Origin of the sequence: Pollutimonas subterranea (genome assembly GCF_002849655.1) — a bacterium.
Taxonomy (GTDB): domain Bacteria; phylum Pseudomonadota; class Gammaproteobacteria; order Burkholderiales; family Burkholderiaceae_B; genus Pollutimonas; species Pollutimonas subterranea.
This window is the reverse complement of the sequence record NZ_PDNW01000001.1, coordinates 338,945-363,540: the sequence shown is the minus strand read 5'-3', so window position 1 is coordinate 363,540 and position 24,596 is coordinate 338,945. Positions and strand designations below refer to the sequence as shown.

Sequence of the window (24,596 nt, the reverse complement as noted above, 5' to 3'; positions counted from 1 at the left end):
GCCACCCAGCACCTCCTGACACCTAATACTGTAGACCTGCCATGACTCAAAATACGCTTTCCAGCAACACGTTCGATGCCGCGACTTCCGACGCACTCGATATGACCATCCTGGGCAAACAGGCACGGATCGCTGCACGGGCGATGCGTACGGCAACAGGCAAGGCAAAGGCTCAGGCACTCTCGGCAATGGCCAGGCGCCTGCTCGAACAAAAAGAACAGCTGATCGCCGAGAATGCGAAAGACATGGCCAAAGCGCGCGCAAACGGCCTTGAACCTGCAATGCTGGATCGACTTACGCTCTCTGAAAAGACAATAGAAAGCATGGCCAACGGGCTGCGCCAGATCGCCGAAATGCCCGATCCGATAGGCGGCCTGAGCGCCTCGACCACCCGCCCAAATGGAATGCGTATTGCCCAGATGCGGGTGCCGCTGGGCGTAATCGGCATAATCTATGAATCGCGGCCCAACGTAACGATAGATGCGGCGGCACTTTGCCTGAAATCGGGCAACGCCACCATATTGCGCGGTGGCAGCGAAGCCTTTCACTCCAACGTCGCCCTGGGCGCTGTCATCCAGCAAGGCCTGGCCGATGCGGGGTTGCCGGCCCATGCCGTGCAAGTCGTGGGCACGACCGACCGCGCCGCGGTCGGGCAGCTGATAACACTTACCGAGTACATCGACGTAATCGTGCCACGGGGTGGCAAGAGCCTTATAACGCGGCTTGCGGCCGACGCCAAGGTTCCTCTTATCAAGCACCTTGAGGGAAACTGCCATGTCTACCTGGACGCCGCCGCTGACCTTGACAAGGCGCATGACATCGCGGTCAATGCCAAGACCTACCGTTACGGCATCTGCGGCGCCATGGAAACCCTGCTGGTTCATGCCGACATTGCCGCCACGATATTGCCGCGACTTGGAAAAACCTTGACCGACAAGGGCGTCGAGCTGCGTGGTTGTGATCGTACCCGCCAGATACTGCCGCAGGCACTGGCCGCGACAGAGGAAGACTGGAGCACCGAGTACCTTGCCCCCATATTGGCCATACGCATCGTCGACAGCCTGGATGAGGCCATGGACCATATCGCACGCTACAGCTCCGAACACACCGAATCCATCGTTACCGAAAGCCTGCAAGCGGCAACACGGTTTCAGCGCGAGGTCGACTCCAGCTCCGTTTACGTCAATCTGCCAACCTGCTTCGCGGACGGCTTTGAATACGGACTGGGCGCCGAGATCGGTATCTCGACTAACCGATTGCATGCGCGTGGGCCAGTAGGCCTGGACGGACTCACCACCATGAAATGGGTGCTCGTCGGCGAAGGCCAGTTGCGAGGATGATGGGGCCGTTATGCTTTGGGTAAAAGTCTTCCATATCCTGTTTGTTACCTCCTGGTTTGCCGGCCTGTTCTACCTGCCGCGGCTCTTCGTGAACCTCGCCCAGACTCGCGATGATGCAACGCTTGCGTGCCTGTTGGGAATGGCCCGACGTCTTTACCGCTTCATGGCGCCGCTGGCAATCCTTTCCATCGCGCTTGGCCTATGGCTATTTCTGGGCTACGGTATCGGTAGCGGCCAGGGATGGATGCATGCCAAGCTGACGGCAGTGGCGCTTCTGGCAGCCTACCACCTTGTATGCGGCCGGATGCTTAGACAATTCGAAGTGGGCGCCAATACACATAGCCATCGGTTCTACCGGTGGTTCAACGAAATACCGGTTATTTTGCTGCTGATCGTTATTGCCCTGGTAGTAGCAAAACCCTTTTAAGCCTTCTGAACCATGACCGACGCCAAAACCGGCAAGACTCTTACCCTGAAGAAAAAAACCGTCGCCGCGGGTGATAACCCCGAGGGCGAACGCCGCAAGCGCGCCGGCGGACGCGCGCGCCAGGTCGCCCAACTCGACCGGCAGCGCGAGCAGCAACGCAGCATGACCCCGGACCCTCGTCCCTCGTCCTTGCCCCAGCCCACGACCGGAACCGGGACCGGAACCGGAACCGGAACCGGAACAACTCCGGCGCCGCGCAAGCCATCAGCGGAACGTAACCGATATCCCGGCGAACCCATTCCCGAGCGGCAACCCAACTCCTACGCAGAGCAAGACGCGTTTAGATCGAAGCCTGGCGCGAGGCGCGCTGCCGCTACTCCGCGTGCCGAGATATTCCCCGTCTTCACGCCTTGCCCCCAAGGACTGGAGGACGCACTGGTTGCCGAAATGCAGGCCCTGGGCTTCGACGACGCGGTACCGGCACGCGCCGGATGCCGATTCCATACCGACTGGACGGGTATTCTGCGGGCCAACCTGTATTCACGCCTGGCGACCCGAGTGCTGGTCGAAGTCGCGTATGGCCCCGTGCAACACGAAGACGATATCCTGGACCTTGCACTGGATACTCCTTGGGAGCGCTGGTTTGGTGCGGAACAAACCTTGCGGGTGGACACCTCCGCCATCCGCAGCCCCATGCAAAGCCTCCAGTACTGCAACTTGCGTGTCAAAGATGGCATCTGCGACCGTCTGCGCGACCGCGAGGGCGAACGCCCCAGTATCGATACGGTACGCCCCGATGCACGCGTCCACCTGTTTCTCACTGAAGATAGCGCCACCCTGTATCTCGACACGTCCGGCGAATCCCTGTTCAAGCGTGGATGGCGCATGGAAAAAGGCGAAGCGCCGCTGCGCGAGAACCTGGCCGCCGGTATCCTGGCCTTATCAGGATGGGATCCTTCCCAAGCCTTGATGGATCCATTCTGCGGCAGCGGCACGATACTGATCGAAGGTGCATGGATCGCCTTGGGCGTGCCGGCAGGCATATGGCGTCCATTTGGTTTCGAGCGACTGCGCAATCACGACGCCCGGCATTGGCGCGACCTCAAGGATGAAGCCCGTTCGCGCATCGCCCCGCGCCTCGAAAGTCCCATCGTTGGATACGACCTCGACCCCTCCGCAATCGAAGCGGCAAAGTCGAATCTGGATCGCGCCTGGCTTACACCGGGTACGATACGTTTCGAGGTCGGCGATGCACGTTCCGCGCCGCCCGCTGCGGACAGCGGCTGGCTGGTGACCAATCCGCCCTACGGCGAGCGCCTGCCCAGCGAGCAGGATACCGGCCTATGGCGCGAATGGGCTCAAAACCTGAAGCAAAACTATAGTGACTGGAATGTCAGCATCATTTCCAGCGATATGGACTTGCCCAAGGCACTGCGCCTTAAGCCGCTACGCCGCTATCCCTTGTACAACGGCGCGCTGGACTGCCGCCTGTTCAGTTTCGAAATGGTGGCTGCCGGCTACCGGCAGAAATAGCCGATCCTGCATCGATAACGCAACAGCTCTCTTGCCATGAATGCGGGTAAACCCTATAATAGGGTTTACCCTGAACGAAGCGTTCATTCATTAGTAAAGAGGCAGTCATGATCACCCCAGGCAAAGATATCCGTTTAACCGACGAACTTGAACGTCAACTGATGATGCAAGCCATCGAAGAACAGTTCCGCTTTAAGCCGCTGGAAGCATTGAAAGGCCTGTTCGCCAAGCTTGCCGCATTATTGCCCCGCAGCAAGGTAAGTAATGGCCAAGCCGCACAGACAGCCAGCTGAATACGGGTCCGCCGAACCAGTACCCGAAGCGCCGATAACGCACAGCCAAAGCCGCTACAGCGGCTTTTTTCTTGTCCAAGACTAAGTGCGGGATAATAGCGCCCATCCACTGCTCTATATATTCTCGCAATGCATTTAAATCCACCCTCCTCGACCACTACCAAAATCGCCGTACCGAGTCGCCTACGCCGATTTGCCTGCATGATGTACGAAGCGGTATTACTGTTCGGGGTCATCTTCCTGGCCAGCTACCTCTTCGATACGCTTACCCAGAGCCGCGACGCCTTGATGCTGCGGCATGGCAGGCAGGCCATCGTGTTCATGGCCGTGGGCGTGTACTTCATTATGTGCTGGCGCAAGCGGGGACAAACCTTGCCAATGAAGACCTGGAACATACGCCTGGTGGATCGCGATGGAACAAGCCCAAGCCTGAGACGTCTCATTCTCCGATACCTGCTCCTGTGGCCACTGCCGCTATTGTCTTCGCTGCTGGTACTGGCTGCCTCTCGAATGACAGGCTACAGCTCGACGGATCTCCTGATCGTTTTTGCACCGTTCAGCATCTTTGTCTGGACGTGGTTCGACCCCGAGCGACAGTTTCTGCATGACCGCCTGCTGGGTACACGCCTGGTCGACGTACAGAAAGCCCCGGTATCGGTATAAACCCTAGGGTCGTCGGGTTTCTAAGTCATGGGGATTGCGCAGTTCCTGCTTGTCGTTCATGCTTGCGATAAAGGAAATTGCGCCTTCTGTATGCCTTAGTTGAATCCATAGACAATGAACGACCAATACTCGGTGCTGTACCCGACTTACCAGTGGTTTGTCCCATCACAATTCAACATCGCACAGGCGTGTGTACACCGCTGGGCCGAGAACCCGCAAGAAGGGCGGCGTATCGCCATTTATCACGAGAACGAAGTCGGACAGCGTGAGGTCTGGACGTACTCACGGCTGTCCGAAACCACCAACAAGCTGTCCCATGGGCTCGTCAAAATGGGCGTCCAGCCCGGCGCCCGCGTCGCGGTCATCATGGATCAGCGCCCGGAAGCCGTGGCGGCCTGCATGGCCGTCTTCAGCGTCGGCGCCATAGCGGTTCCCCTGCCCGCGCTCATAGGTTCCGATGGGCTGGCAGCACGGTTGCGCGATGCGGATGCCCGCGTTGCCATCGTCGATGCCACCGCCGCTCCTGCCCTGCTGGACGCGCAGCTCCAGTGTCCGGCACTGGCGCAAATCATTGCCCTGGGTTTTGACCACGAAGCCATCATACCGTGGCGTACCTTGCTTGCACGTCAGCCTGCCGACTTCAAGGTCGCCGCGACAAAATCCGATGCCGCCGCCTTGTTGCTTTACACGGGGGGAACAGCGGGTGCCCCGAAGGGTGTGCTCCTTGCCCATGGCTCGCTTATCGGCAGCCTGCCCGGCTTTGTTGCGGCACAGAACTGGTTTCCCCAGAAGGGCGACGTGTTCTGGAGCCCTATTGAGTGGTCGCGTGCGGCCGGCTTCATGAATGCCTTGTTGCCCTCTCTCTATTTTGGACAAAGCCTGGTTGGAACATTGGGTGACTTTTCAACAACCCGCTGCCTGGAGGTCATGGAACGCTACCGCGTGACCAACGCTTTCCTGTTTCCCACCATTATCAAGCTCATCATGCACGACTTACCGGCGCCACGCGACCGGTATCAACTTGCCTTGCGCGCCATCATGACAACCGGCGAAAGCCTGGACGCCGGAGTATTCGAATGGTGCCGGAAGGCGTTGGGCGTAACGCCCAACGAAGTCTTCGGCCAAACTGAAATGAATGCCGTTATCGGCAATAGCCACAAGAAGTGGCCCGCCAAGCCAGGCAGTATCGGCAGGCCTTATCCCGGGCATCAGGTTGCCGTACTGGATTCTCACGGCAAACCGTGCGCGGTGGGTACAGTCGGCGAAATCGCGCTTAATCGCTACGATATACACCGGCACCCGGATCCCGCCCTGTTCCTGGGCTATTGGCGTAACGAGGCGGCAACGCAAGGCAAATTCTCCAAAGACTGGTGCCTGACCGGTGACTTGGCCTCGGTCGATGAAGACGGGTACTTCTGGTATGCCGGGCGCAGCGACGATATTTTTAAAAGCTCCGGCCACCGTATCGGGCCAGGAGAAATCGAAGACTGCCTGCTGGGCCATTCCGCCGTCTCCAGTGCGGCTGTCGTCCCCAAGCCGGACAACAGCCGCGGTGCGCTCGTCAAAGCCTATGTCGTGTTGCGCAACAGTGCCAAGGGGCTTAACACCCAGGACCTGCAGAAAGAACTGCAAGAACATGTCAGGACGCATCTCGCGTCTTACCAGACACCCCGTGAAATCGAATTTGTCGATAGCTTGCCGCTGACCAATACCGGGAACATTCGTCGCCACATATTGCGGGCGCGCGAACAGCAACGTAGCGGGGCCGTCGACGGATCACGCAAATAAGCGGACGGGCCGGCGCTCAGGCGCCTGGTCCTGGTTATGGGCTAAAATTTAGCCATGACTGATCAATTTAAAAAGTATCTGCTGCCCGACCACAGCACCCGAGTGCAGGCCGTAAAGCTCACCGGCGCCTGGCAAGCCGGCCTGGTCCACCAACACTACCCCGACTGCGTGCAGCGCCTGCTTGGCGAACTCGTATCCGCAGCGGTTTTGCTGGCCACCAATATCAAGTTCGATGGATCGCTGGTTTTGCAATTGCAGGGCGATGGCCCGATTGCGCTGGTCGTGGTCGAGTGCACGGCCGATTTGTCCATACGCGCCACGGTAACGCTGCGTGAGGGCCACGACATACCCGCTGACGGCACCCTGCAATCATTGCTGAATGCACACGGCAAAGGCCGTTTCGTGGTGGTCCTGGATCCCAACCGCGACACCACCGACCTTGAACCCTACCAGGGTATCGTTCCCATGGAAGGCGATTCGGTAGCCCAGGTGCTCGAACTTTATATGCGCAATTCCGAACAGCTCGACACCCGTATCTGGCTGGCATCCGACGCGCAGAATTCGGCCGGGCTCCTATTGCAGCGCCTCCCCCACCACGGCGGAACGGCGGAAAACGATCAGGAAGCGGATGACGAAGCACGCGAGGAAACCTGGACACGAATTTGCCACCTTGCAAGCACAGTCAAGTACGACGAGCTTTTGGCCCTGGACACCGACACCCTGGTTCACCGCCTGTTCTGGGAAGAAGACCTGATTGCATTCGAACCGCAAGAAGTTCGGTGGCATTGCCCTTGCACCCGCGAACGCGTGGCCAACATGCTGCGTATGCTGGGCCGCGCCGAAATCGAGGACATACTGAGCGAACGCGAGGTCATTGATATTTCCTGCAGCTTCTGCGGCAAGCCGTATCAGTTCGATGCCGTAGACTGCGCCGGACTATTCGTCGACAACCTGGATACGTCTCACGGCGAACCCAAATCGGTCCACTGAACCGGCATGCCATTTTGGTGTCGTTCCCCTTAGGCACTATCCACAATCGACCTGGTTTACGGACGCGGGCATACTGGCCCAATGCGTCTAAACCATGTACTTCCCCGGCTAGGCCCGCGCCGCCCTTCGCGCGCGGCGGCCTTCTTTGCAAGGCCGCCGGCACGCCAGGGTGGCACCAGCCTCATCGAGTTCTCCGTTGTGGCCGTACCCATTTTCCTGCTTGGCATGGGCACCATAGAGGTCGCACAGTGGTTCTTCAAGCGGCAAGCCCTTAGCCTCGCCCTGCTCGAGGCGGGCCGCGCGGCCATCACGGCGCACGCCCGGCCTAGCACCATCGAATCGGCATTTGAAAAGGCGTTACTGCCATTGCTTGCTTCCGACTCTGGCGCGACCCGGACTGCCGAGACCCGGTCTGGCAAGGCGCGGTCGGAATCCGGGGCCGTCCAGCGGCTGGAACAGGCCCTGGTCGAACGTCGGCGGCTTACGGGCGCTGCGCCATGGCGCATCCAGATACTCTCCCCCACGCCACAAGCCTTTCGTGATTTTTCCGATTCGTCGCTGCCCATCGCGAAGGAAACAGGCCTACACGCCATCAACAACAACTACCTGGCCGAACAATCCCAACGCGCTTCAGCACAAGGGCAAACACCCCCCCGCGGCCCACAGTCAAGCCAGGATATTCTCCAGGCCAATACGCTGGTATTGCGCCTGACCTATCTGCACGAACCCATCCTGCCCGGCATCAAGGGATTGATGCGCCTGCTCGGTTCACAAGGCAGCTCATATGGGCAGAACGCCATGGCGCGCGGAGGCTACATTCCGATCATGCAGGATATTGCCCTGGTCATGCAGTCGCATCCGGTCGACTGGCCGTCCCTCGGCAATGGCAAGGTCGTCAAAGAGCAATTGCCACCTTCGGGCCTACCGGTCGCCGTCGTGAGTTGCCAAGGCTTATGGTGCATGGATGCGCCTGGGGCGCCCGTCTCAGACGGAACGGCGCAGCCTAGCTCCGAAGATGCCCTGCCTCAATGGCCCCCGGCCGGAAACGGGCAGACACCCAATGCGCCGGTTGCCGGCTCGGTGCCGAACAGCCCTGCGGACAGTACGACGCCCACCACCCCGTCTTCAGGCTTGGCCGTAGCGCCCGATGATCCGGCTTGTGGAGTAATTTTGTGTTGTACGGCCTAATTGCCGGGCTTTACCGGAATCTGGGGAGTCCTGATCTCCGGCTCGTGCTCATGCGGAGCCAGTATCTGCACGAACACCTCGCCTTCCTTGATCATGCCCAGCTCGCCGCGCGCCCGCTCCTCGATGGCCGCCTTGCCCGACTTGAGATCCTGCACTTCCGCTTGCAACGCATTATTGCGGGCAACCAGGGCTTCATTGGTCTCTTGCTGGCTCGCTGCCTTTCGCTCAAGTTCCTGTACGCGCAGCCACCCGCCCTTGCCCCACCAGAGCGGGTATTGGGTAATGGCGGTCAACAAGACCAGGATGATCAATAGCAGTCGCATGTTCTACGCAGAAAACAGCCCGGCTGCTGCCAGGCTGTCGAGTTGGTTCAGCGCAAATTGTAGAACGCGTCGCGACCTGGATAAGACGCCACCTCGGCGAGCTCTTCTTCGATACGTAGCAACTGGTTGTACTTCGCCATGCGGTCTGAACGCGACAAGGAGCCGGTCTTGATCTGCATGGCATTGGTGGCCACTGCAATATCGGCAATCGTGGTGTCTTCTGTTTCACCCGAACGATGGGAAATGACTGCGGTATAACCTGCACGCTTGGCCATTTCGATGGCGGCAAAGGTTTCGGTCAGGGTGCCGATCTGGTTGATCTTGATAAGGATGGAATTGGCAATGCCCTGATCGATGCCTTGCTTGAGTATCTTGGTATTGGTGACGAACAAGTCGTCGCCCACCAATTGAACCCTTTTGCCCAACTGGTCGGAAAGCAGTTTCCAACCTTCCCAGTCGTTCTCGGCCATGCCGTCTTCAATCGAGATGATGGGGTATTTATCGCACCAGGTAGCAAGCAGATTCGAAAAATCCTGTGAGGTCAGCGCAATGCCGCCTTCGCCGGCCAAATGGTATTTACCGTCGCGGTAGAATTCCGAGCTGGCACAATCCAGTCCCAATGCCACCTGCGTTCCGGCTTCGTAGCCGGCCTCGGCAATGGCTTGCAGGATAAGCTGGATAGCCGCTTCGTGGTTGGCCACATTAGGCGCAAAACCGCCTTCGTCGCCCACCGCCGTGGACATGCCCTGCTTGTTCAGCAGCTTCTTGAGTGCATGGAAAATTTCAGCGCCCATGCGCAAGGATTCGCGGAAACTTGTAGCCCCGATGGGCAAGATCATGAATTCCTGCAGATCGAGCGTGTTGTTGGCGTGTGCGCCGCCATTGATGACGTTCATCATGGGCACAGGCATGGACATGGGGCCGCTGCCCCCGAAATAGCGGTATAGCGACAAACCGGAATCGTCGGCCGCAGCGCGTGCCACCGCCATGCTGGCAGCCAGTATGGCATTGGCGCCAAGCCGGCTTTTGGACTCGGTGCCGTCCAGATCGATAAGTGTGCGGTCCAGGAATGTTTGCTCTTGCGCGTCAAGGCCCATCAGGGCTTCGGAGATCTCGGTGTTCAGGTTCTCGACGGCACGCAGGACGCCCTTGCCCAGGTAGCGCGACGTATCTTCGTCGCGCAGCTCGATGGCTTCCCGCGAACCGGTGGAGGCGCCCGACGGTACAGCCGCACGACCCATTGCGCCCGACTCCAGCAGTACATCGCACTCGACGGTCGGGTTGCCGCGCGAGTCTAGAATTTCGCGTCCAATGATATCTACGATTGCACTCATATGTTGACTGTCCTGCTTGAAATAGGGTTACGCTGAGAAGTTTGCATGGCGACACGCAGGTCTACTGGCCAGCGCCGCGACACCGAACGCAAACGACCGATTGTACCTGTGCTGCGCACCATGACGCTTGCCTTAGTTTAAAAGATTAGAAATTTTATTTCCTGTCACGCCTGCATGGAGGCGGCGCCCGGCATCGGTTCGCCGAGCCGATTCAGGATTTAGGGTCAACCGCCGCGCTGGCCGCCTCTTGGCGCAGGCGCTGCTCAAGGACGTTCAACATCGCCCCAAGCGCCTGCATATCCTCGGGCGACAAGTCGCAAAGCGCCCGTTCAATAAACGCCGAGCGCTTGGGCATGGCTTGTTCCACCACTTCCGTGCCCGCCGCGGTCAAGGCTACGTTCGTCAGCCTGTTGTCTTGCGCGTCATTATGCCGCTCTATCCATCCCTTGTTCTCGATAACCTTTATCTGGCGCGTGAGCGCAGCGGGGTCGATCCGCAGGGCGTGCGCAAGCTGTTTCTGGGAGGCCTCACCGCACTGATGCAAATGCAGCAAAATACGCCAGCGCGGCATCGAGTGCCCAATATTGGCCTCGAAGGCAGACATCAGCGCACGATAGGTACGCCCCAGCTGCTGCATCACGTGCAGTTGCGGAACGTCGCTCATGGCCGGCCCTTTGCTTTGGGTTTGACGAGTTGACCGGTATCGGCAGTGCGGGAGAAACTCATATGCGGCACACGATATACCCATGCGAGAGCAACCAGCGCAGTCAACAAGGTAAGCGCCAGACCACCGTGAACGGCCGAGACCAGGGATGCACGGGCGATCTCTATCAAGGCATCGCCTTTCATTCCTATACCTTGCATCTGGGCCATGAAATCATTTTGCACTGACTGGCTGACCAGGACCTGCGGATCTTCCAGGAAAGTCATCCACGACGTTCCTTCGCCCTGCGGTATGGATGCGCGGACCGCCCCCGCATGATAGTGTCCAACCACGGTCCCGACCAGTGCCAAGCCGAACATGCCGCCTATCATCCGTACTGATTGCAAGAGTGCGGTAGAGATGCCCAGCAATGCGCGGCCGGCTGTCTCCTGGGCGAAGACCGTGAGATTAGGCATGACGAAGCCCAGACCAGTACCACCCAGCATCATGTAGACAGCCACGATCCAGTGTGAGGTGATCTTCTCCGTGACCAACATCCCGGCGCATGCCAGCGCCATCAGGCTAAAGCCGAGATAAAGGATGTGATTGGGTGACTTCAGGCGCACCACGATACGGCTATTGGCGATGCTGCCGACGGTTATGAATACCACCAAGGGAGTAATAAGCAGGCCTACCTGCTGTGGGCTCAAGCCGAATCCGCCCTGTAGCAGCAGCGGCAGGTAGAACAGCAAGGTGAACATCACAAAACCGGTGAAGAAGGAAAGAAACGACAAGGCGACCAGGCTCTTGTTGCGAAACATGTCGAGGGGCAGCAAGGGTTCTTCACAGCGCTTCTCCCAATAGACCAGCACGGCGAATGCGGCAATCGAGAACACACCCAGCAAAACCATGGACAGGCTGGCGCCATGAAGCGGCACCAGCTCTACGAATAGCTGCAGGCTGCCCAAGCCCAGCGCGATCAGGACAGCACCTTGCCAGTCCAGCCGGATTTTTCCACGCTGCACGTGCTTGATATGAGGTAGAAAGCGCCAAATAAAATACAGGCCGATCACGCCTATTGGAAGATTGACGTAGAACACGGAACGCCAGCCCATGTAATGGGTAAGAAGGCCCCCCAGCGATGGGCCGAACGCGTTGGCGACGCCAAACGAAGCCGTCAGCAACACCTGCCAGCGCAATCGCACATGCGTGTCGGTAAAGAGGTCGGGGACGCATGCGAACGCCGTGCCGATCAGCATTCCGCCGCCAATACCTTGCACGGCACGCGCCAATACCAGATGCAACATCGTCTCGGCAATACCACATAAGGCGGAAGCCACCGTGAAAACGATAATCGATGCAATGACGAATGGCTTGCGGCCATGGTAGTCGCCCAGGCGGCCGAAGATCGGAATGGTAATGACCGACGTCAACAAATACGACGTTGCCACCCAGGCATACAGCTCAAATCCGTTCAGTTCAGCGACGATCGTCGGCAGAGCCGTACCCACCACCGTCTGGTCCACCGCGACCAGCATCGTGACGAAACAAAGACCCAGCATGGCAAGCAACGACTGCCGCACGGGCAGGACACGGCCACTGTCGGAAGACTGGAGCGGGGACTGGGGTGACATGGAGAATCTTTGATAGGACAATGATTGTGGTGTCCATCATTTTAGCGCCGCGGTGGCGCACGAAACAAGGACATCCGGAGTTTTTTGACAAGAAACCGGGCCCGCCGGTGCTGCGCGGACCCGGCATGCCGTCCTGGCCCTATGATACCGGGCCAGGATATTGCATAGACTATACGGCCTTGATGGCGGGGTCTGCGCCCTCTGCTTCCGTACGCTGCGCCTGGTGATCGATGGCAGCCTGGATATAGCTTGAAAACAGCGGATGGCCATCGCGCGGCGTTGATGTGAACTCGGGGTGGAACTGAACGCCCATGAACCATGGATGCTTGGGGAGCTCCATGATTTCAGGAAGGTTTTCAGTAGGCGTGCGCGCACTGATCACCATGCCGGCTTCTTCCAGTCGAGGCACATAAACGTTGTTCACCTCGTAACGATGACGGTGCCGTTCGTTGACTTCGTCGCCGTAAATGGCATTGGCCCGCGTACCCGACTTGACCGGGCAACGTTGTGCGCCCTTGCGCATGGTGCCGCCCAGGTCCGAGGTCGTATCGCGCTTTTCGATCTTGCCTTCGCGGTCTTGCCACTCGGTGATCAGGGCCACCACAGGATGCGGCGCCGAAGGATCGAACTCAGTGCTATTGGCACCGCCAAAGCCGGCCACATTGCGCGCGAACTCCACGACTGCCAGTTGCATGCCCAGGCAGATGCCCAGATAGGGAACGCCATTTTCGCGGGCATACCGTATCGCCTTGATCTTGCCTTCGGTGCCGCGCTTGCCGAAGCCGCCGGGTACCAGGATGGCATCCAGCCCCTTCAGGCAATCGGTGCCTTCGGCTTCGATGACTTCCGAATCGAGGTATTCGATGGAAACGCGCGAATGCGTGTGGATACCCGCATGGACCAGGGCTTCGCTGAGTGACTTGTACGATTCGGTCAGGTCGACGTACTTGCCCACCATGCCGATACGCACTTCGTGTCGCGGGTGCTCGATGGCATCCACCAGGCGGTCCCAGACCGTAAGGTCCGCGGGAGGAGGATTCAAGGCGAGCGCATCGCAAACGAGGGTATCCAGTCCTTGCTTCTGCAGCATGGATGGAATCTTGTAAATGGAATCCGCATCCCAGACCGAAATGACGGCATCGAGCGGGACGTTGGAAAACAGCGAAATCTTGGCGCGCTCGTCGTCGGGAACGGGGCGATCGGCGCGACATAACAGGGCATGTGGGTAAATGCCGATTTCCCGCAATTTCTGGACCGAATGCTGCGTAGGCTTGGTCTTGAGTTCGCCGGCCGAGGCAATGAACGGAACCAGCGTCAAATGAATGAACGCGGCGTTGTTGCGCCCCAGGCGCAGGCTCATTTGCCGCACGGCTTCCAGGAAAGGCAGGGATTCGATGTCGCCCACGGTTCCGCCGATCTCGACGATGGCCACATCGGCGGCGCCGTCCCAGGCCGCCTTGGCGCCGCGCGCCACGAAGTCCTGGATCTCGTTGGTAATGTGGGGAATGACCTGAACCGTCTTGCCCAGGTAATCGCCGCGGCGCTCTTTTCGCAGCACGGATTCGTAGATCTGCCCGGTCGTGAAATTGTTGACCTTGCGCATGCGGGTGGAGATAAAGCGCTCGTAATGGCCCAGGTCGAGATCGGTCTCGGCCCCGTCTTCGGTCACAAAGACCTCCCCGTGTTGAAACGGGCTCATGGTGCCGGGATCGACGTTGATATAAGGATCGAGCTTGAGCATGGTGACGCGCAATCCTCGGGATTCGAGGATGGCCGCGAGGGAAGCAGCAGCAATGCCCTTACCCAGGGAGGAGACGACTCCACCCGTAACAAAGACGTATTTGGTCATCGGTATACATGCCCGGTGTGGCCGGGCAGAGCGGGAAATTTGGATTATAGCCGCCCGCAACCGACTTGTTGACCGTTACGGACGAATAAAGAGGTTTTGATTAAATTTCGGCGGTACGCTGGATCAGCCAGTCTTGGGCTGGCCCGCTGACCAAGGGCAGCAAACGGCGGCGGACTTCGGCATGGTAGTCGTTCAACCACATCCGCTCGGCTTGTGTCAGCAAATCGAGGGCAATGCAACGCGTATCGATCGGGCATAAGGTGAGCGTTTCGAACTTCAGGAACTCGCCGAATTCGGTCTCGACTGCCGGCACGGCAAGCACCAGGTTTTCAATCCGTATGCCCCACATGCCCGGACGATACAAACCAGGCTCGTTAGAGGTGATCATGCCCGGCTGCATGGCCATGTCGGGGTTGACGGTGGCACGGTAGGCAATCGACTGCGGGCCTTCATGCACATTCATGAAATAGCCCACGCCGTGGCCGGTTCCGTGTCCATAGTCGGCACCGGCTTGCCAGATGGGCATGCGGGCAACCGTGTCCAGCAGGGGCGACATGGTGCCACGCGGGAATACAGCCAGCGACAAGGCGATGTTTCCCTTGAGCACGGCGGTGTAATCACGCTTCTGTGCGTCGCTGACTTGCCCGACTGGCACGACCCGTGTAATGTCGGTCGTGCCGCCCAGGTACTGGCCACCGGAGTCGATCAACAGCAAGCCGTTACCTTCTATCTCGGCATGCGACCGGTCGGTCGCGTGATAATGCGGCATGGCGCCATTGGCGTTGAATGCGGCAATGGTGCCAAAGCTGGGCGTAACGAAGTTGGGACGACGAGTGCGCGCTTCGGTAATCTTTTCGTCTATGGTCAATTCGGTGATGCGGGTCGCGCCTAGCGCGTCCTCGAACCAGGCAAAGAAGTCGCACAGGGCAGCGCCATCGTGCTCCATGGTGCGACGCACGTGCTCGACTTCGGCATCCGTCTTGCACGATTTAAGCAGTTGTGTAGGATTGAGCGCTTCGGTCTTGCCGACGAATGCGGCTGAGGCCAACACACCTACGGTGGTTCTTGCGGGATCGAAAAGCAGCAATTCCGTTTCCGCGAGACACGCCAGGGCGCCCGCGACGGCATCATAAGGTTCGATGCTTATACCGTCTTGCAGCAACGCTTGCACGATTTCGGCCGGGATCTTTCCCGGTGCGACGAACAAACGGGCACTGTCTTTGCCTATAAGGGCATGAGCCAGGAATACCGGGTTATAGGGAACATCGTTACCGCGTAGATTGAATAGCCAGGCTATATCGTCCAGCGATGAAATCCAGTGCCAATCGGCCTTGTGGCGCTCCATGGCGGTCCGTACCGCAGCCAGATTGTCCTTCCGCGACCGGCAGGCAAACGGAGGCAGATGCTCGAACACGGTACCTTGCGGCAAGCCGGGCCGCTGCGCCCAGATATCGTCGAGCAAATCGCGGTCGCACGACAGTTTGATTCCTGTTCCTGCAAGCGTCTCTTGCCATTGGCGCTGCGTGCGGATGGCCAGCACCTGCCCATCGACGCTTATACAAGCGCCGGCGGACAGCGTGGCGGCCAGCCACTCGATGGGTCCGGGCACGTCCGGCGCGCCCGCCCGCATGGTGGTTATACCCGTGCCAGCCAAATCGTTGTCAGCCTGCTCCCAATAACGGCTATCGGTCCATAAGCCCGCGTCGCTTTCGGTCACCACCAAGGTACCGGCCGATCCGTCGAATCCGCTGAGCCACTGCCTGCCTTGCCAATGACCAGGCAGGTATTCGGACAAATGCGGGTCGGACGACAGCACCACGCATGCCTGTACCCCATGCGAACTCATGGCAGCTTGCAGGGCACGGACACGATCGGCAAAAACGTTGGTATTCACGATAATCCTTATTGGGAAGCCGGCGATGCTGGAGACCTAGGTGACCGCGGACACGTCGAGCGTGGCGCCGGTCTTGGACTGGATCTCGTCAACGCTGACCCCTGGCGCAAGCTCGATGAGCTTGAGTCCGTTGTCGCTCACTTCCATGACGCCCAGGTCGGTGATAATGAGGTCGACAACGCCCACGCCGGTCAGCGGCAGCGTGCATTCAGGCAGCAGCTTCATATCTTCCGTGCCGTCTTTCTTGCGTGCCACGTGCTCCATCAGCACCACGACCCGGCCCACGCCCGCAACCAGGTCCATGGCGCCACCCATGCCCTTGATCATTTTCCCGGGGATCATCCAATTGGCGAGATCGCCTTTCTCGGAAACCTGCATGGCACCCAGTATGGCCAGGTTGATCTTGCCGCCACGGATCATGGCAAAGGAGTCCGCCGAGGAGAAAATGGACGAACCGGGCAAGGTGGTGATGGTCTGCTTGCCGGCATTGATCAAGTCAGGGTCGATTTCGTCTTCTGTCGGGAACTGCCCTATGCCCAGCAAGCCGTTTTCGGACTGCAGCCATACTTCAACACCCTGCGGCACGTGATTGGCCACCATCGTGGGCAAGCCTATGCCCAGGTTCACATAGAAACCATCTTGCAATTCACGGGCAGCGCGTGCTGCCATTTCTTCACGATTCCAGGCCATTCTCAAGCTCCTTTTGCGTTGCGGACAGTGCGCTGTTCAATACGTTTTTCGGGATGGGCATTGACCACGATGCGGTGAACGTAAATGCCCGGGAGGTGGACTTCGTCCGGATCGAACGTACCGGTATCGACGACTTCCTCGACTTCCACGACGGTGACCTTACCGGCCATTGCGACGTTCGGATTGAAATTGCGCGCCGTCTTTCTGAAGATCAGATTGCCGCTGCGGTCGGCCTTGTAGGCCTTGACCAGGGACACGTCGGGGACCAGCGAGCGTTCCATTACATATTGCTCGCCATCGAACTCACGAACTTCCTTGCCATCCGCCACAAGGGTGCCTACCCCGGTACGCGTGAAAAAAGCCGGGATCCCGGCGCCGCCGGCGCGCAATTTTTCGGCAAGCGTGCCCTGTGGCGTGAATTCCAGCTCCAGCTCGCCGGCCAGGTACTGGCGTTCGAATTCTTTGTTTTCGCCGACATACGATGCAATCATCTTCTTGATCTGGCGCGTGCTAAGCAGCTGGCCCAGGCCAAAGCCGTCAACACCTGCGTTATTGCTGATGCATGTCAGGTTCTGCACCCCGGAATCGCGCAAGGCTGCGATCAGGGCCTCGGGAATGCCACACAGGCCAAACCCGCCTACGGCAATGGTTTGACCATCGGCGACTACGCCTTTGAGCGCTTCTGCGGCACTTGCATAGACTTTATCCATTACTCCATCCTTATTTCAAAACTGCATGCTGGGCAAGCGGATCACATGACCCGCATTATGAGTGAATCAACGATCAGGAAATAAAAAGCTTGGCAAACTGAGCGAGCTCCGCGTCGCTCCACGGGCATGATTTACCGGTGGCCGCGTCAACGCCCACAATAATGTAGCTGCCCTTGGCGTATGCCACACCGGGCTCGTCTTCCCGCTCGATAAGCGTGTCGACGGTCATGCTTGACCTGCCGACCTTGGCGAGAATCTGGGTTACCACGATGGTGGCCGGATACATGAGTGGCTTGAGGAAATCGCATGAGGTATGGGCCAGAACGCCGACCTTGCTGGACGGCAAAGAGATGCCGGCCCGCTGGAAGAGTTGCATCCGTGCTTCCTCGAAATATTGAAAGTACAGGGTATTGTTCACATGATTCTGGGCGTCCTGGTCGCCCCAGCGTATCGGCAATGCGCAATGGAAAGCGCCCCCTATCATGGGCGCGAACGACGGCTCGGTAAGCTGCATGAAAAAACGCCTCTTTCGCTATATTCGAATAAGCAAGTATAACGGTAAGAAAAGCCTTGTTTAACGCGCAAAGCGCATGACCATGATGGCCATGGCCTACGTGAAATCGTGACGCACGGCCTCTCGGTGAGGGGGTATGGTCCGAGACTGCAATACAATCGGGTCATAAATCCAGGCCCCACCGGCCACTTGCCACAACAAATCAGACACACGGGAGATCTCTAGAAATGGCTGAACGCGAATCAATGGAATACGACGTTGTCGTGGTAGGCGCGGGGCCAGCAGGCCTTGCGGCTGCCATTCGGCTCAAGCAGCTGGCCGCCGAGCGGGACCACGAGATCAGTGTCTGTGTCCTCGAGAAAGGCTCCGAGGTCGGCGCGCACATACTTTCGGGCGCCGTCATGGATCCCCGCGCACTCAATGAATTGATCCCCGACTGGAAAGAAAAAGGCGCACCGCTGAATACCGCGGTCACCGAGGACAAATTCCTGTTTCTCACCGAAAAAGGCTCACGCCAGACACCGAACTGGCTTTTGCCGGAATGCTTCCAGAATCACGGCAACTACATCGTCCGCCTGGGCAATGTGGTGCGCTGGATGGGTGAACAGGCCGAAAGCCTGGGTGTCGACCTGTTCCCGGGTTTCGCAGCCACCGAGATCCTCTACACCGACGCCGGCGCAATAAAAGGCGTGGCCACCGGCGACATGGGCGTGGCGCGCGATGGATCGCACACACCACACTACCAGCCCGGCATGGAACTCCACGCACGCTACACCGTTTTTGCCGAAGGCTCGCGCGGCCAACTGGGCCGCGAGCTCATCAGCCGCTATAAACTTGACGCAGGCCGCGATCCGCAAAGCTATGGCATCGGCATCAAGGAAATGTGGGAGGTCGATCCTTCGCAGTCCCAGCCCGGGCTGGTTGTGCACACGGCTGGCTGGCCCCTGGATTCGGACACCTATGGCGGATCCTTCCTGTATCACATGGCGGACAACATCGTTGTGGTCGGACTGGTCGTCGGGCTCGACTATGCCAATCCATGGCTCTCTCCATTCGAAGAGTTTCAGCGCTACAAGACCCATCCCGCCATACGCCCGACTTTCGAGGGCGGCAAGCGCATCGCCTATGGCGCGCGCTCGCTCACTGCCGGCGGACTGCTATCGTTGCCAAAACTGTGCTTCCCGGGCGGCGTCATGGTCGGCTGCGAAGCCGGCGTATTGAATGCCTCCCGCATCAAGGGCAGCCATTCGGCTATCAAGACCGGTGCACTGGCTGCCGAAGCCGCATTCGATGCGATCGTTGCCGACCGCCGCCAGGACGAACTCGTGGCCTATCCGGCGGCATTCGAAAGCTCGTGGCTGCATGCTGAACTCAACAAGTCGCGCAATTTCAAGCAATGGTTCAAGAAAGGCCGTACCGTCGCGACCCTGATGACGGGTATCGAACAATGGCTGCTCAAAGGCAAGATGCCATGGACGCTGCACCACTCCAAGCCCGATCACGCCTGTCTGCAGCCCGCGGCTGAATGCGCCCGCATCGACTATCCCAAGCCCGATGGCAAGCTCACGTTCGACAAACTGAGTTCGGTGTTCATCTCGAACACCAATCATGAAGAAAACGAACCGGTACACCTGACGCTTAAAGATCCATCGATACCGGTGTCGGTCAACCTGGCCAAGTATGCCGGACCTGAAGCGCGTTATTGTCCCGCGGGAGTCTACGAGTTCGTGAAGACCGACGCGGGCGAAGATCGCTTGCAAATAAACGCTCAGAACTGTGTCCATTGCAAAACCTGCGATATCAAGGATCCAACGCAGAACATCGTATGGGTGGCTCCCCAAGGCGGGGAAGGTCCGGTCTACAACGGAATGTAGCGCTACCGTCTACGTACGCAGGCTGCGCCGCCGCAGCCTGCGAAACACATCTGGCGGCAAATTGATAACCACCAGGCCCGCCATGATAAGCGCCACGCCCGCGGCTTCGAGCAGGGTGGGACGCTCTCCGAGCAGCAACCAAGCCAGAATAATCGTCAACACCGGAACGCCAAGGCTGGACATGCCCGCTATCGTAGCGCTCACCCGCCGCACCACCGACAGCCAGAGCCACCAGCCCAGCGCGGAGGCCAATATGGCCATGTAGGCCATGCCCCAAAACAGGTCGGGTCCCCATACTATGCTGCGTTGAGGCCATAACAACGCCACCGGCAATGCGAACAAGGCGCCCAAAATCATTTGCCAGCAACTCAGGTTAAGCACCTCGACCTGATGGCGCATGAACATCTTCTTGCTCAACACCACGCCCAATCCCCAGCTCATGCCGCCGGCAAGTGCCAGCAAGGAGCCTTGGACGCTGCCCATGCCTTTCCATGGCGCAATGACAACCACCAGGCCCAGCGCCGCCAACATAAGCGCGATGACATGTCGACGAGCCGGACGTTCGTTGAGTAACACCCAGGCAAACATCACCACCCAGAACGGCATGGTGTAGGCCAGCAATACCACGTGGCCTGCCCCGCCGCTGACCAGCGCCAATTGACACAGGCATTGGAACGCCGTGGTCTGGAAAACAGCAATACCGACCGTCAGCCAGAACGGCGGAAAGCTCAGGGACTGCCTGGTTGCCACGAGTATTGAGAACAACACCAGGAAGGCCAGCGCATATCGGCCGACCACGAGATCGAAAGGCCCGATGAAGGCGGACAGGTGCTTCATGACGATCCAGCTGACGCCCCAAAGCCCCACGGTAATACCCATCAGGAACAATGCCCCGCGGTCCGCCTGGTTTTTCTTCAAGAGACCGCGCCCTACCAAGCCTGCGACAACTGATCGAGAATCGCCGGATTTTCAAGCGTGGAGACGTCCTGGGTCACGGATTCTCCCTGCGCTACGACTCGCAGCAAGCGTCGCATGATTTTCCCGGAACGCGTCTTGGGAAGGTTCTCGCCAAAGCGTATGTCCTTGGGCTTGGCGATCGGACCAATTTCCTTGGCCACCCAGTCGCGCAACTGTTTTGCCACCTTTTCGGCATCGGCACCTTCGGGCAGCGGCCCATTCAGCACGACAAAGGCAACGACGGCTTCACCGGTAGTGGGATCCGGACGCCCCACTACGGCCGCCTCAGCGACCAGCTGGTGGGACACCAGGGCCGATTCGACTTCCATGGTGCCCAGCCTGTGTCCGGATACGTTCAGGACGTCGTCGATACGACCCATTATCCAGAAGTAGCCATCCGCGTCGCATTGCGCGCCATCGCCAGCCAGGTAGGCGCCTTTTAGCTCGGGAGGGAAATAACTTTTCTTGAATCGCTCGGGATCACCCCATATCGTGCGTATCATGCCGGGCCACGGACGCTGCACCACCAGGAAGCCACCCTTGCCCCGTTCCAGTTGCTCGCCCGCCTCGTCGACGATCGCGGCGGCAATACCCGGCAATGGCAAGGTGCAGGAGCCAGGCTTGAGCGGTGTCACACCAGGCAGCGGCGTTATCATGTGCGCACCGGTCTCGGTTTGCCACCATGTGTCCAGTACCGGGCAGCGCTCGCGGCCCACATTGGTGTAATACCACATCCAGGCTTCCGGATTGATGGGCTCGCCCACCGAGCCGATAATACGCAGGCTGCCGAGATCGTATTCCCGGGGATGATAGTCGGGGGAACCCTCGGCGGCCTTGCTGAGCGAACGGATTGCCGTCGGGGCGGTGTAGAACACCGTAACCTTGTGGCGCTGGATCATTTCCCAGAAACGACCGACATTGGGATAAGTAGGAACGCCTTCGAACACCACTTGTGTGAGGCCCGCGGCTAGCGGTCCGTAGGTAATATAGGTATGGCCGGTCACCCAGCCGACATCGGCGGTGCACCAGAAGATGTCGGAATCCTTGGCGTCGAACGTCCATTTGACCGTAAGCAGAGCCCACAGCAGGAAGCCGGCCGAGGCATGCTGCACGCCCTTCGGTTTGCCGGTGGAACCCGACGTATAAAGTATGAACAAGGGATGCTCGGCATTCAGTGCAACCGGCTCACAGTTATCGGACTGGCCTTGCGCCAGCGCGTCCATCCAGACATCGCGGGCCTCGTTCCACTGCACAGGGCCACCGGTGCGCTTGTAGACAACGACGTGTGCCACCGCCTCGCACCCGCCCATGGACAGGGCTTCGTCGACCGCGCTCTTCAGGGGGATGGTCTTGCCGCCGCGCACCTGTTCATCGGCCGTGATCACCAGTGTCGCACCTACATCAACAGTGCGCTCATGCAGGCTTTTTGATGAAAACCCGCCGAATACGACGGAGTGAATAATGCCCAGGCGCGCGCAGGCTTGCATGGCAACGACCGCTTCGATCGACATCGGCATGTAGATAATGGCGCGCTCGCCGGCCTGGTGTCCCAGTGACTTCAAGCCATTGGCGAATTTGCAGACCAGCGCGTGCAATTCTTTATAACTTACCGCCGTGACCTTGCCATCGTCCGCTTCGAAAATAAGCGCCGTTTTATTGGCGGTTGGCGTATCAAGATGCTTGTCGAGGCAATTTGCCGATACATTCATCTCGCCATCGGCGAACCAACGATAAAACGGCGCTTCGGATTCGTCCAATACCTGGTTGAATGGCTTTGTCCAGCTCAGGTTCTCTTGTGCAAGGCGGCCCCAGAATTCATTCGGCGACTGCCCGGCTTCGTCGCACAATGCCCGATACGCTTCCATACCGGAAATCGCGGCACCCTCGACGAGATTGGGAAAAGGCGGGAAGACCCGAGTTTCGGTGAGTACAGATTCAATTCCACTAGACATATTGCGCTCCTAAGAAAGTATTTTTTCGAATTTTCCTCACCGTACTGAGGACTCATGCCGATATCATATCGCGCGGGTGCCCTTCACGCGCCAATGCCCCTCTGGTGAAATCCAGGCGAGTGAGCACAAGAAGACCTGCCACGAAAAATATACCGGTAAACAACAAGGCAAGACGATGATTGCCATCGGTCATCCACGTTACGAGGCCATAACATAAAGGGCCGACCACGGCAGCCAGCTGGGTGGCAAACGTCCACAATGAATAGAATTCACCCAGTCGCGTCTGTGGCGCCAAAGCGCCCACCATTGCACGGCCCGCACTCTGGCTGGTACCCATGCACAGTCCAGCCAGTGTCGCGGCCACCCAGAATACCCACACCTGCACGGCCGCGTAAGCCACCAGGATCATAATGATCCAGCCCACCAGCGTAATAGCCAGGGCCGACTTGTGACCGATCCTGTCCTGGAGATAGCCAAAAAGAAAGGCCCCCGCCGCCGCCGCGATATTGACCGTGAACACCAGCATCATCGTCTGTGCCATGGTAAATCCCATGGCCTGGGTGGCATATACGGCAGACAAGGTAATGACCACGGCTATGCCCGCGTGGTAGCACGCTCCACACAACAGCAAAAGCCGGAAGTCGGCAAAATTCTGACGCGTGTCGTGCCAAGCTGCCAGCAGGCTGGCCAGCATCTTTTCAGGCTTCTTAAGGCTGGGCGGCGTGCGTTCACGCAGGAACAGAAAGGACGGTATGGCAGATATCATGAATATCGCGGCCGTCAACACCATGACATACGGGACGTATTGGCTTGCAGGCAGGTCGCGACCACTGGCCCAGGCTACCAGCGCCAAGGCAAGTCCCAGAGTGAGCATGCCGCCGAAGTAGCCGAAGCTCCAGCCCCAGCCCGACACCCGGCCCAGTGCCCGGGGCCGGGCAATTTCCGGCAAAAATGCCGCCACGATGGATTCGCCGACGCAATAACAGTAGTTGGACAAGGCAATGACAAGCAAGCCCCAGGCGATATCACCCGGCCCGGTGAACGCGAGCAGGCATGTCGCAGCCACGCAGCCGACAGTACTGGTGAACAGGAGCCTGCGCTTGCCGGCCCGGGCGTCGGCACGGGCGCCCAGGGCAGGCATGCTCAGCATGATCATCAGGTATGAAAGAGACAGCGCCGCGGTAAACGCCAGCGTGCCCCATGATTTTCCCTCGGCGACGACGCCCACGAAGTAGGCGCTGAATACCGTAGTCAGGACGACTGTCGTGTAGCCCGAATTGGCAAAATCGTACATCGCCCAAGCCCATACTTCCCGCTTCGTGACGCCGGGATTGACGGCGTCACGAAAGGAAAAAGTCAAAGCGGCATCGGACGATGCTTGCGCGCGGGCTTGGGTCATCGAGTGAGAGCGGCAATTCCGGCGCGTGCGATCTCGACATCTTCGCTGGACTTGACACCCGAGACGCCTACCGCACCGACCACCGTCGAGTCGACAACAATAGGCACACCGCCTTCGAGCATGCCTTCAAGGCCTGGTGCAGAAAGAAAAGAATAGCGGCCTTGATTGATGGTGTCCTCGTAAACCTTGGACTCCCGACGGCCCAGCGCCGCAGTACGCGCCTTGGCCGGCGATATCTGGGCCGAAATCGGGGCCGCGTCATCAAGGCGTATCAGTCCCAAGAGATGCCCGCCGTCGTCCACCACCGAAATGGTGACGGCCCAACCCTGCTTCACCGCAAAAGCCTGTGCGGCGTCCAATATGGATTTCACATCGGTAATACTTAGAACTGGTTTTGTGTACATCGGAAACATTCCCTAGTTGAATTGAAACGTTATGCTACTAACTTGCCGGCAACGCCGCCAAACAGCCCATAGACTATCCCGCCGCTGCTACTGAGTAAAGTCAAAAAAGGCGGAAATACTTCTTTACCGACACGCCATGATTCGTTAAACTCGAGGCCTCATTCTTGTGCAATACGTGTAGGGCACACGCTTTTAAA

22 protein-coding genes are annotated in these 24,596 nt (G+C 58.8%); 9 read left to right on the top strand and 13 right to left on the bottom strand.

From position 1 onward, the window contains the following. Positions 1-41: 41 nt before the first annotated feature. The 8 genes from CR159_RS01700 (at position 42) to CR159_RS01665 (ending at position 8,222) form a co-directional block, all read left to right on the top strand. Positions 42-1,340: a glutamate-5-semialdehyde dehydrogenase gene (locus tag CR159_RS01700; RefSeq protein ID WP_102072251.1), complete on the top strand. Its 1,299-nt coding sequence runs from the start codon at positions 42-44 to the stop codon at positions 1,338-1,340. A 10-nt stretch (positions 1,341-1,350) separates the two neighbouring features. After that, positions 1,351-1,767, top strand: a complete 417-nt coding sequence (locus CR159_RS01695) for a CopD family protein (RefSeq protein WP_102072250.1) — start codon at positions 1,351-1,353, stop codon at positions 1,765-1,767. A 12-nt stretch (positions 1,768-1,779) separates the two neighbouring features. Beyond that, positions 1,780-3,300 (top strand): THUMP domain-containing class I SAM-dependent RNA methyltransferase, encoded by a 1,521-nt coding sequence (locus CR159_RS01690; RefSeq protein WP_102072249.1) that lies wholly within the window; start codon positions 1,780-1,782, stop codon positions 3,298-3,300. 107 nt (positions 3,301-3,407) lie between these two features. After that, entirely contained in the window at positions 3,408-3,593 is a 186-nt protein-coding gene (locus CR159_RS01685) for a hypothetical protein (RefSeq protein WP_102072248.1), read from the top strand. 129 nt (positions 3,594-3,722) lie between these two features. Next, a complete protein-coding gene (locus CR159_RS01680; RefSeq protein WP_102072247.1) occupies positions 3,723-4,256 on the top strand; it encodes an RDD family protein in 534 nt (177 codons plus the stop codon). Between the two features lie 114 nt (positions 4,257-4,370). Beyond that, positions 4,371-6,044, top strand: a complete 1,674-nt coding sequence (locus CR159_RS01675; RefSeq protein WP_102072246.1) for an acetate--CoA ligase — start codon at positions 4,371-4,373, stop codon at positions 6,042-6,044. Positions 6,045-6,098: 54 nt separating this feature from the next. Continuing rightward, positions 6,099-7,034, top strand: a complete 936-nt coding sequence (hslO, locus tag CR159_RS01670) for an Hsp33 family molecular chaperone HslO (RefSeq protein WP_102072245.1) — start codon at positions 6,099-6,101, stop codon at positions 7,032-7,034. Between the two features lie 81 nt (positions 7,035-7,115). Further along, a complete protein-coding gene (locus CR159_RS01665; RefSeq protein WP_102072244.1) occupies positions 7,116-8,222 on the top strand; it encodes a TadE/TadG family type IV pilus assembly protein in 1,107 nt (368 codons plus the stop codon). On the opposite strand, the gene ftsB is transcribed toward CR159_RS01665, so the two are convergent. From ftsB to CR159_RS01620, 9 genes are all read right to left on the bottom strand, one after another. Further along, positions 8,219-8,545 carry a cell division protein FtsB gene (ftsB, locus tag CR159_RS01660; protein ID WP_102072243.1) on the bottom strand — a complete coding sequence of 109 codons (327 nt, stop codon included), beginning with the start codon at positions 8,543-8,545 and terminating at the stop codon, positions 8,219-8,221. The two genes, CR159_RS01665 and ftsB, sit on opposite strands and share 4 nt — an antisense overlap. A gap of 47 nt (positions 8,546-8,592) precedes the next feature. Continuing rightward, positions 8,593-9,879 carry a phosphopyruvate hydratase gene (gene eno / locus CR159_RS01655; protein WP_102072242.1) on the bottom strand — a complete coding sequence of 429 codons (1,287 nt, stop codon included), beginning with the start codon at positions 9,877-9,879 and terminating at the stop codon, positions 8,593-8,595. Between the two features lie 211 nt (positions 9,880-10,090). After that, positions 10,091-10,543 (bottom strand): MarR family winged helix-turn-helix transcriptional regulator, encoded by a 453-nt coding sequence (locus CR159_RS01650; protein ID WP_102072241.1) that lies wholly within the window; start codon positions 10,541-10,543, stop codon positions 10,091-10,093. Continuing rightward, positions 10,540-12,156: an MFS transporter gene (locus CR159_RS01645; protein WP_102072240.1), complete on the bottom strand. Its 1,617-nt coding sequence runs from the start codon at positions 12,154-12,156 to the stop codon at positions 10,540-10,542. Before CR159_RS01645 ends, CR159_RS01650 begins: the two co-directional genes overlap by 4 nt. A gap of 169 nt (positions 12,157-12,325) precedes the next feature. Continuing rightward, a complete protein-coding gene (gene pyrG / locus CR159_RS01640) occupies positions 12,326-14,005 on the bottom strand; it encodes a CTP synthase (RefSeq protein WP_102072239.1) in 1,680 nt (559 codons plus the stop codon). Positions 14,006-14,105: 100 nt separating this feature from the next. Further along, on the bottom strand, positions 14,106-15,899 hold the full coding sequence (locus CR159_RS01635; protein WP_102072238.1) for an aminopeptidase P family protein: 1,794 nt from the start codon (positions 15,897-15,899) through the stop codon (positions 14,106-14,108). Positions 15,900-15,935: 36 nt separating this feature from the next. Then, positions 15,936-16,589 carry a CoA transferase subunit B gene (locus CR159_RS01630; RefSeq protein WP_102072237.1) on the bottom strand — a complete coding sequence of 218 codons (654 nt, stop codon included), beginning with the start codon at positions 16,587-16,589 and terminating at the stop codon, positions 15,936-15,938. A 2-nt stretch (positions 16,590-16,591) separates the two neighbouring features. Further along, complete coding sequence (locus CR159_RS01625; protein ID WP_102072236.1) at positions 16,592-17,299, bottom strand: CoA transferase subunit A; 708 nt, start codon at positions 17,297-17,299, stop codon at positions 16,592-16,594. A gap of 73 nt (positions 17,300-17,372) precedes the next feature. Next, a complete protein-coding gene (locus CR159_RS01620; RefSeq protein WP_102072235.1) occupies positions 17,373-17,813 on the bottom strand; it encodes an acyl-CoA thioesterase in 441 nt (146 codons plus the stop codon). A gap of 227 nt (positions 17,814-18,040) precedes the next feature. On the opposite strand from CR159_RS01620, the gene CR159_RS01615 reads away from it, so the two are divergent. Further along, a complete protein-coding gene (locus tag CR159_RS01615) occupies positions 18,041-19,687 on the top strand; it encodes an electron transfer flavoprotein-ubiquinone oxidoreductase (protein WP_199173198.1) in 1,647 nt (548 codons plus the stop codon). A 9-nt stretch (positions 19,688-19,696) separates the two neighbouring features. Here the strand turns inward: CR159_RS01615 and CR159_RS01610 are convergent, their stop codons facing one another. From CR159_RS01610 to CR159_RS01595, 4 genes are read right to left on the bottom strand one after another with little or no spacing between them, the layout of a single operon-like run. Further along, a complete protein-coding gene (locus CR159_RS01610; RefSeq protein ID WP_102072234.1) occupies positions 19,697-20,605 on the bottom strand; it encodes a DMT family transporter in 909 nt (302 codons plus the stop codon). A gap of 11 nt (positions 20,606-20,616) precedes the next feature. Next, positions 20,617-22,596, bottom strand: coding sequence for an acetate--CoA ligase (gene acs, locus CR159_RS01605; protein WP_102072233.1), 1,980 nt, complete (start codon positions 22,594-22,596; stop codon positions 20,617-20,619). A 52-nt stretch (positions 22,597-22,648) separates the two neighbouring features. Beyond that, positions 22,649-23,995, bottom strand: coding sequence for an MFS transporter (locus CR159_RS01600; RefSeq protein ID WP_102072232.1), 1,347 nt, complete (start codon positions 23,993-23,995; stop codon positions 22,649-22,651). Then, positions 23,992-24,399: a GlcG/HbpS family heme-binding protein gene (locus CR159_RS01595; protein ID WP_102072231.1), complete on the bottom strand. Its 408-nt coding sequence runs from the start codon at positions 24,397-24,399 to the stop codon at positions 23,992-23,994. Before CR159_RS01595 ends, CR159_RS01600 begins: the two co-directional genes overlap by 4 nt. Positions 24,400-24,596 lie beyond the last annotated feature (197 nt).

Coding starts and splice junctions, on each gene's coding strand:
- CR159_RS01700 (WP_102072251.1), top strand. CDS start 42: ATGACTCAAAATACGCTTTCCAGCAACACGTTCGATGCCGCGACTTCC.
- CR159_RS01695 (WP_102072250.1), top strand. CDS start 1,351: ATGCTTTGGGTAAAAGTCTTCCATATCCTGTTTGTTACCTCCTGGTTT.
- CR159_RS01690 (WP_102072249.1), top strand. CDS start 1,780: ATGACCGACGCCAAAACCGGCAAGACTCTTACCCTGAAGAAAAAAACC.
- CR159_RS01685 (WP_102072248.1), top strand. CDS start 3,408: ATGATCACCCCAGGCAAAGATATCCGTTTAACCGACGAACTTGAACGT.
- CR159_RS01680 (WP_102072247.1), top strand. CDS start 3,723: ATGCATTTAAATCCACCCTCCTCGACCACTACCAAAATCGCCGTACCG.
- CR159_RS01675 (WP_102072246.1), top strand. CDS start 4,371: ATGAACGACCAATACTCGGTGCTGTACCCGACTTACCAGTGGTTTGTC.
- hslO (WP_102072245.1), top strand. CDS start 6,099: ATGACTGATCAATTTAAAAAGTATCTGCTGCCCGACCACAGCACCCGA.
- CR159_RS01665 (WP_102072244.1), top strand. CDS start 7,116: ATGCGTCTAAACCATGTACTTCCCCGGCTAGGCCCGCGCCGCCCTTCG.
- ftsB (WP_102072243.1), bottom strand. CDS start 8,545: ATGCGACTGCTATTGATCATCCTGGTCTTGTTGACCGCCATTACCCAA.
- eno (WP_102072242.1), bottom strand. CDS start 9,879: ATGAGTGCAATCGTAGATATCATTGGACGCGAAATTCTAGACTCGCGC.
- CR159_RS01650 (WP_102072241.1), bottom strand. CDS start 10,543: ATGAGCGACGTTCCGCAACTGCACGTGATGCAGCAGCTGGGGCGTACC.
- CR159_RS01645 (WP_102072240.1), bottom strand. CDS start 12,156: ATGTCACCCCAGTCCCCGCTCCAGTCTTCCGACAGTGGCCGTGTCCTG.
- pyrG (WP_102072239.1), bottom strand. CDS start 14,005: ATGACCAAATACGTCTTTGTTACGGGTGGAGTCGTCTCCTCCCTGGGT.
- CR159_RS01630 (WP_102072237.1), bottom strand. CDS start 16,589: ATGGCCTGGAATCGTGAAGAAATGGCAGCACGCGCTGCCCGTGAATTG.
- CR159_RS01625 (WP_102072236.1), bottom strand. CDS start 17,299: ATGGATAAAGTCTATGCAAGTGCCGCAGAAGCGCTCAAAGGCGTAGTC.
- CR159_RS01620 (WP_102072235.1), bottom strand. CDS start 17,813: ATGCAGCTTACCGAGCCGTCGTTCGCGCCCATGATAGGGGGCGCTTTC.
- CR159_RS01615 (WP_199173198.1), top strand. CDS start 18,041: ATGGCTGAACGCGAATCAATGGAATACGACGTTGTCGTGGTAGGCGCG.
- acs (WP_102072233.1), bottom strand. CDS start 22,596: ATGTCTAGTGGAATTGAATCTGTACTCACCGAAACTCGGGTCTTCCCG.
- CR159_RS01600 (WP_102072232.1), bottom strand. CDS start 23,995: ATGACCCAAGCCCGCGCGCAAGCATCGTCCGATGCCGCTTTGACTTTT.
- CR159_RS01595 (WP_102072231.1), bottom strand. CDS start 24,399: ATGTACACAAAACCAGTTCTAAGTATTACCGATGTGAAATCCATATTG.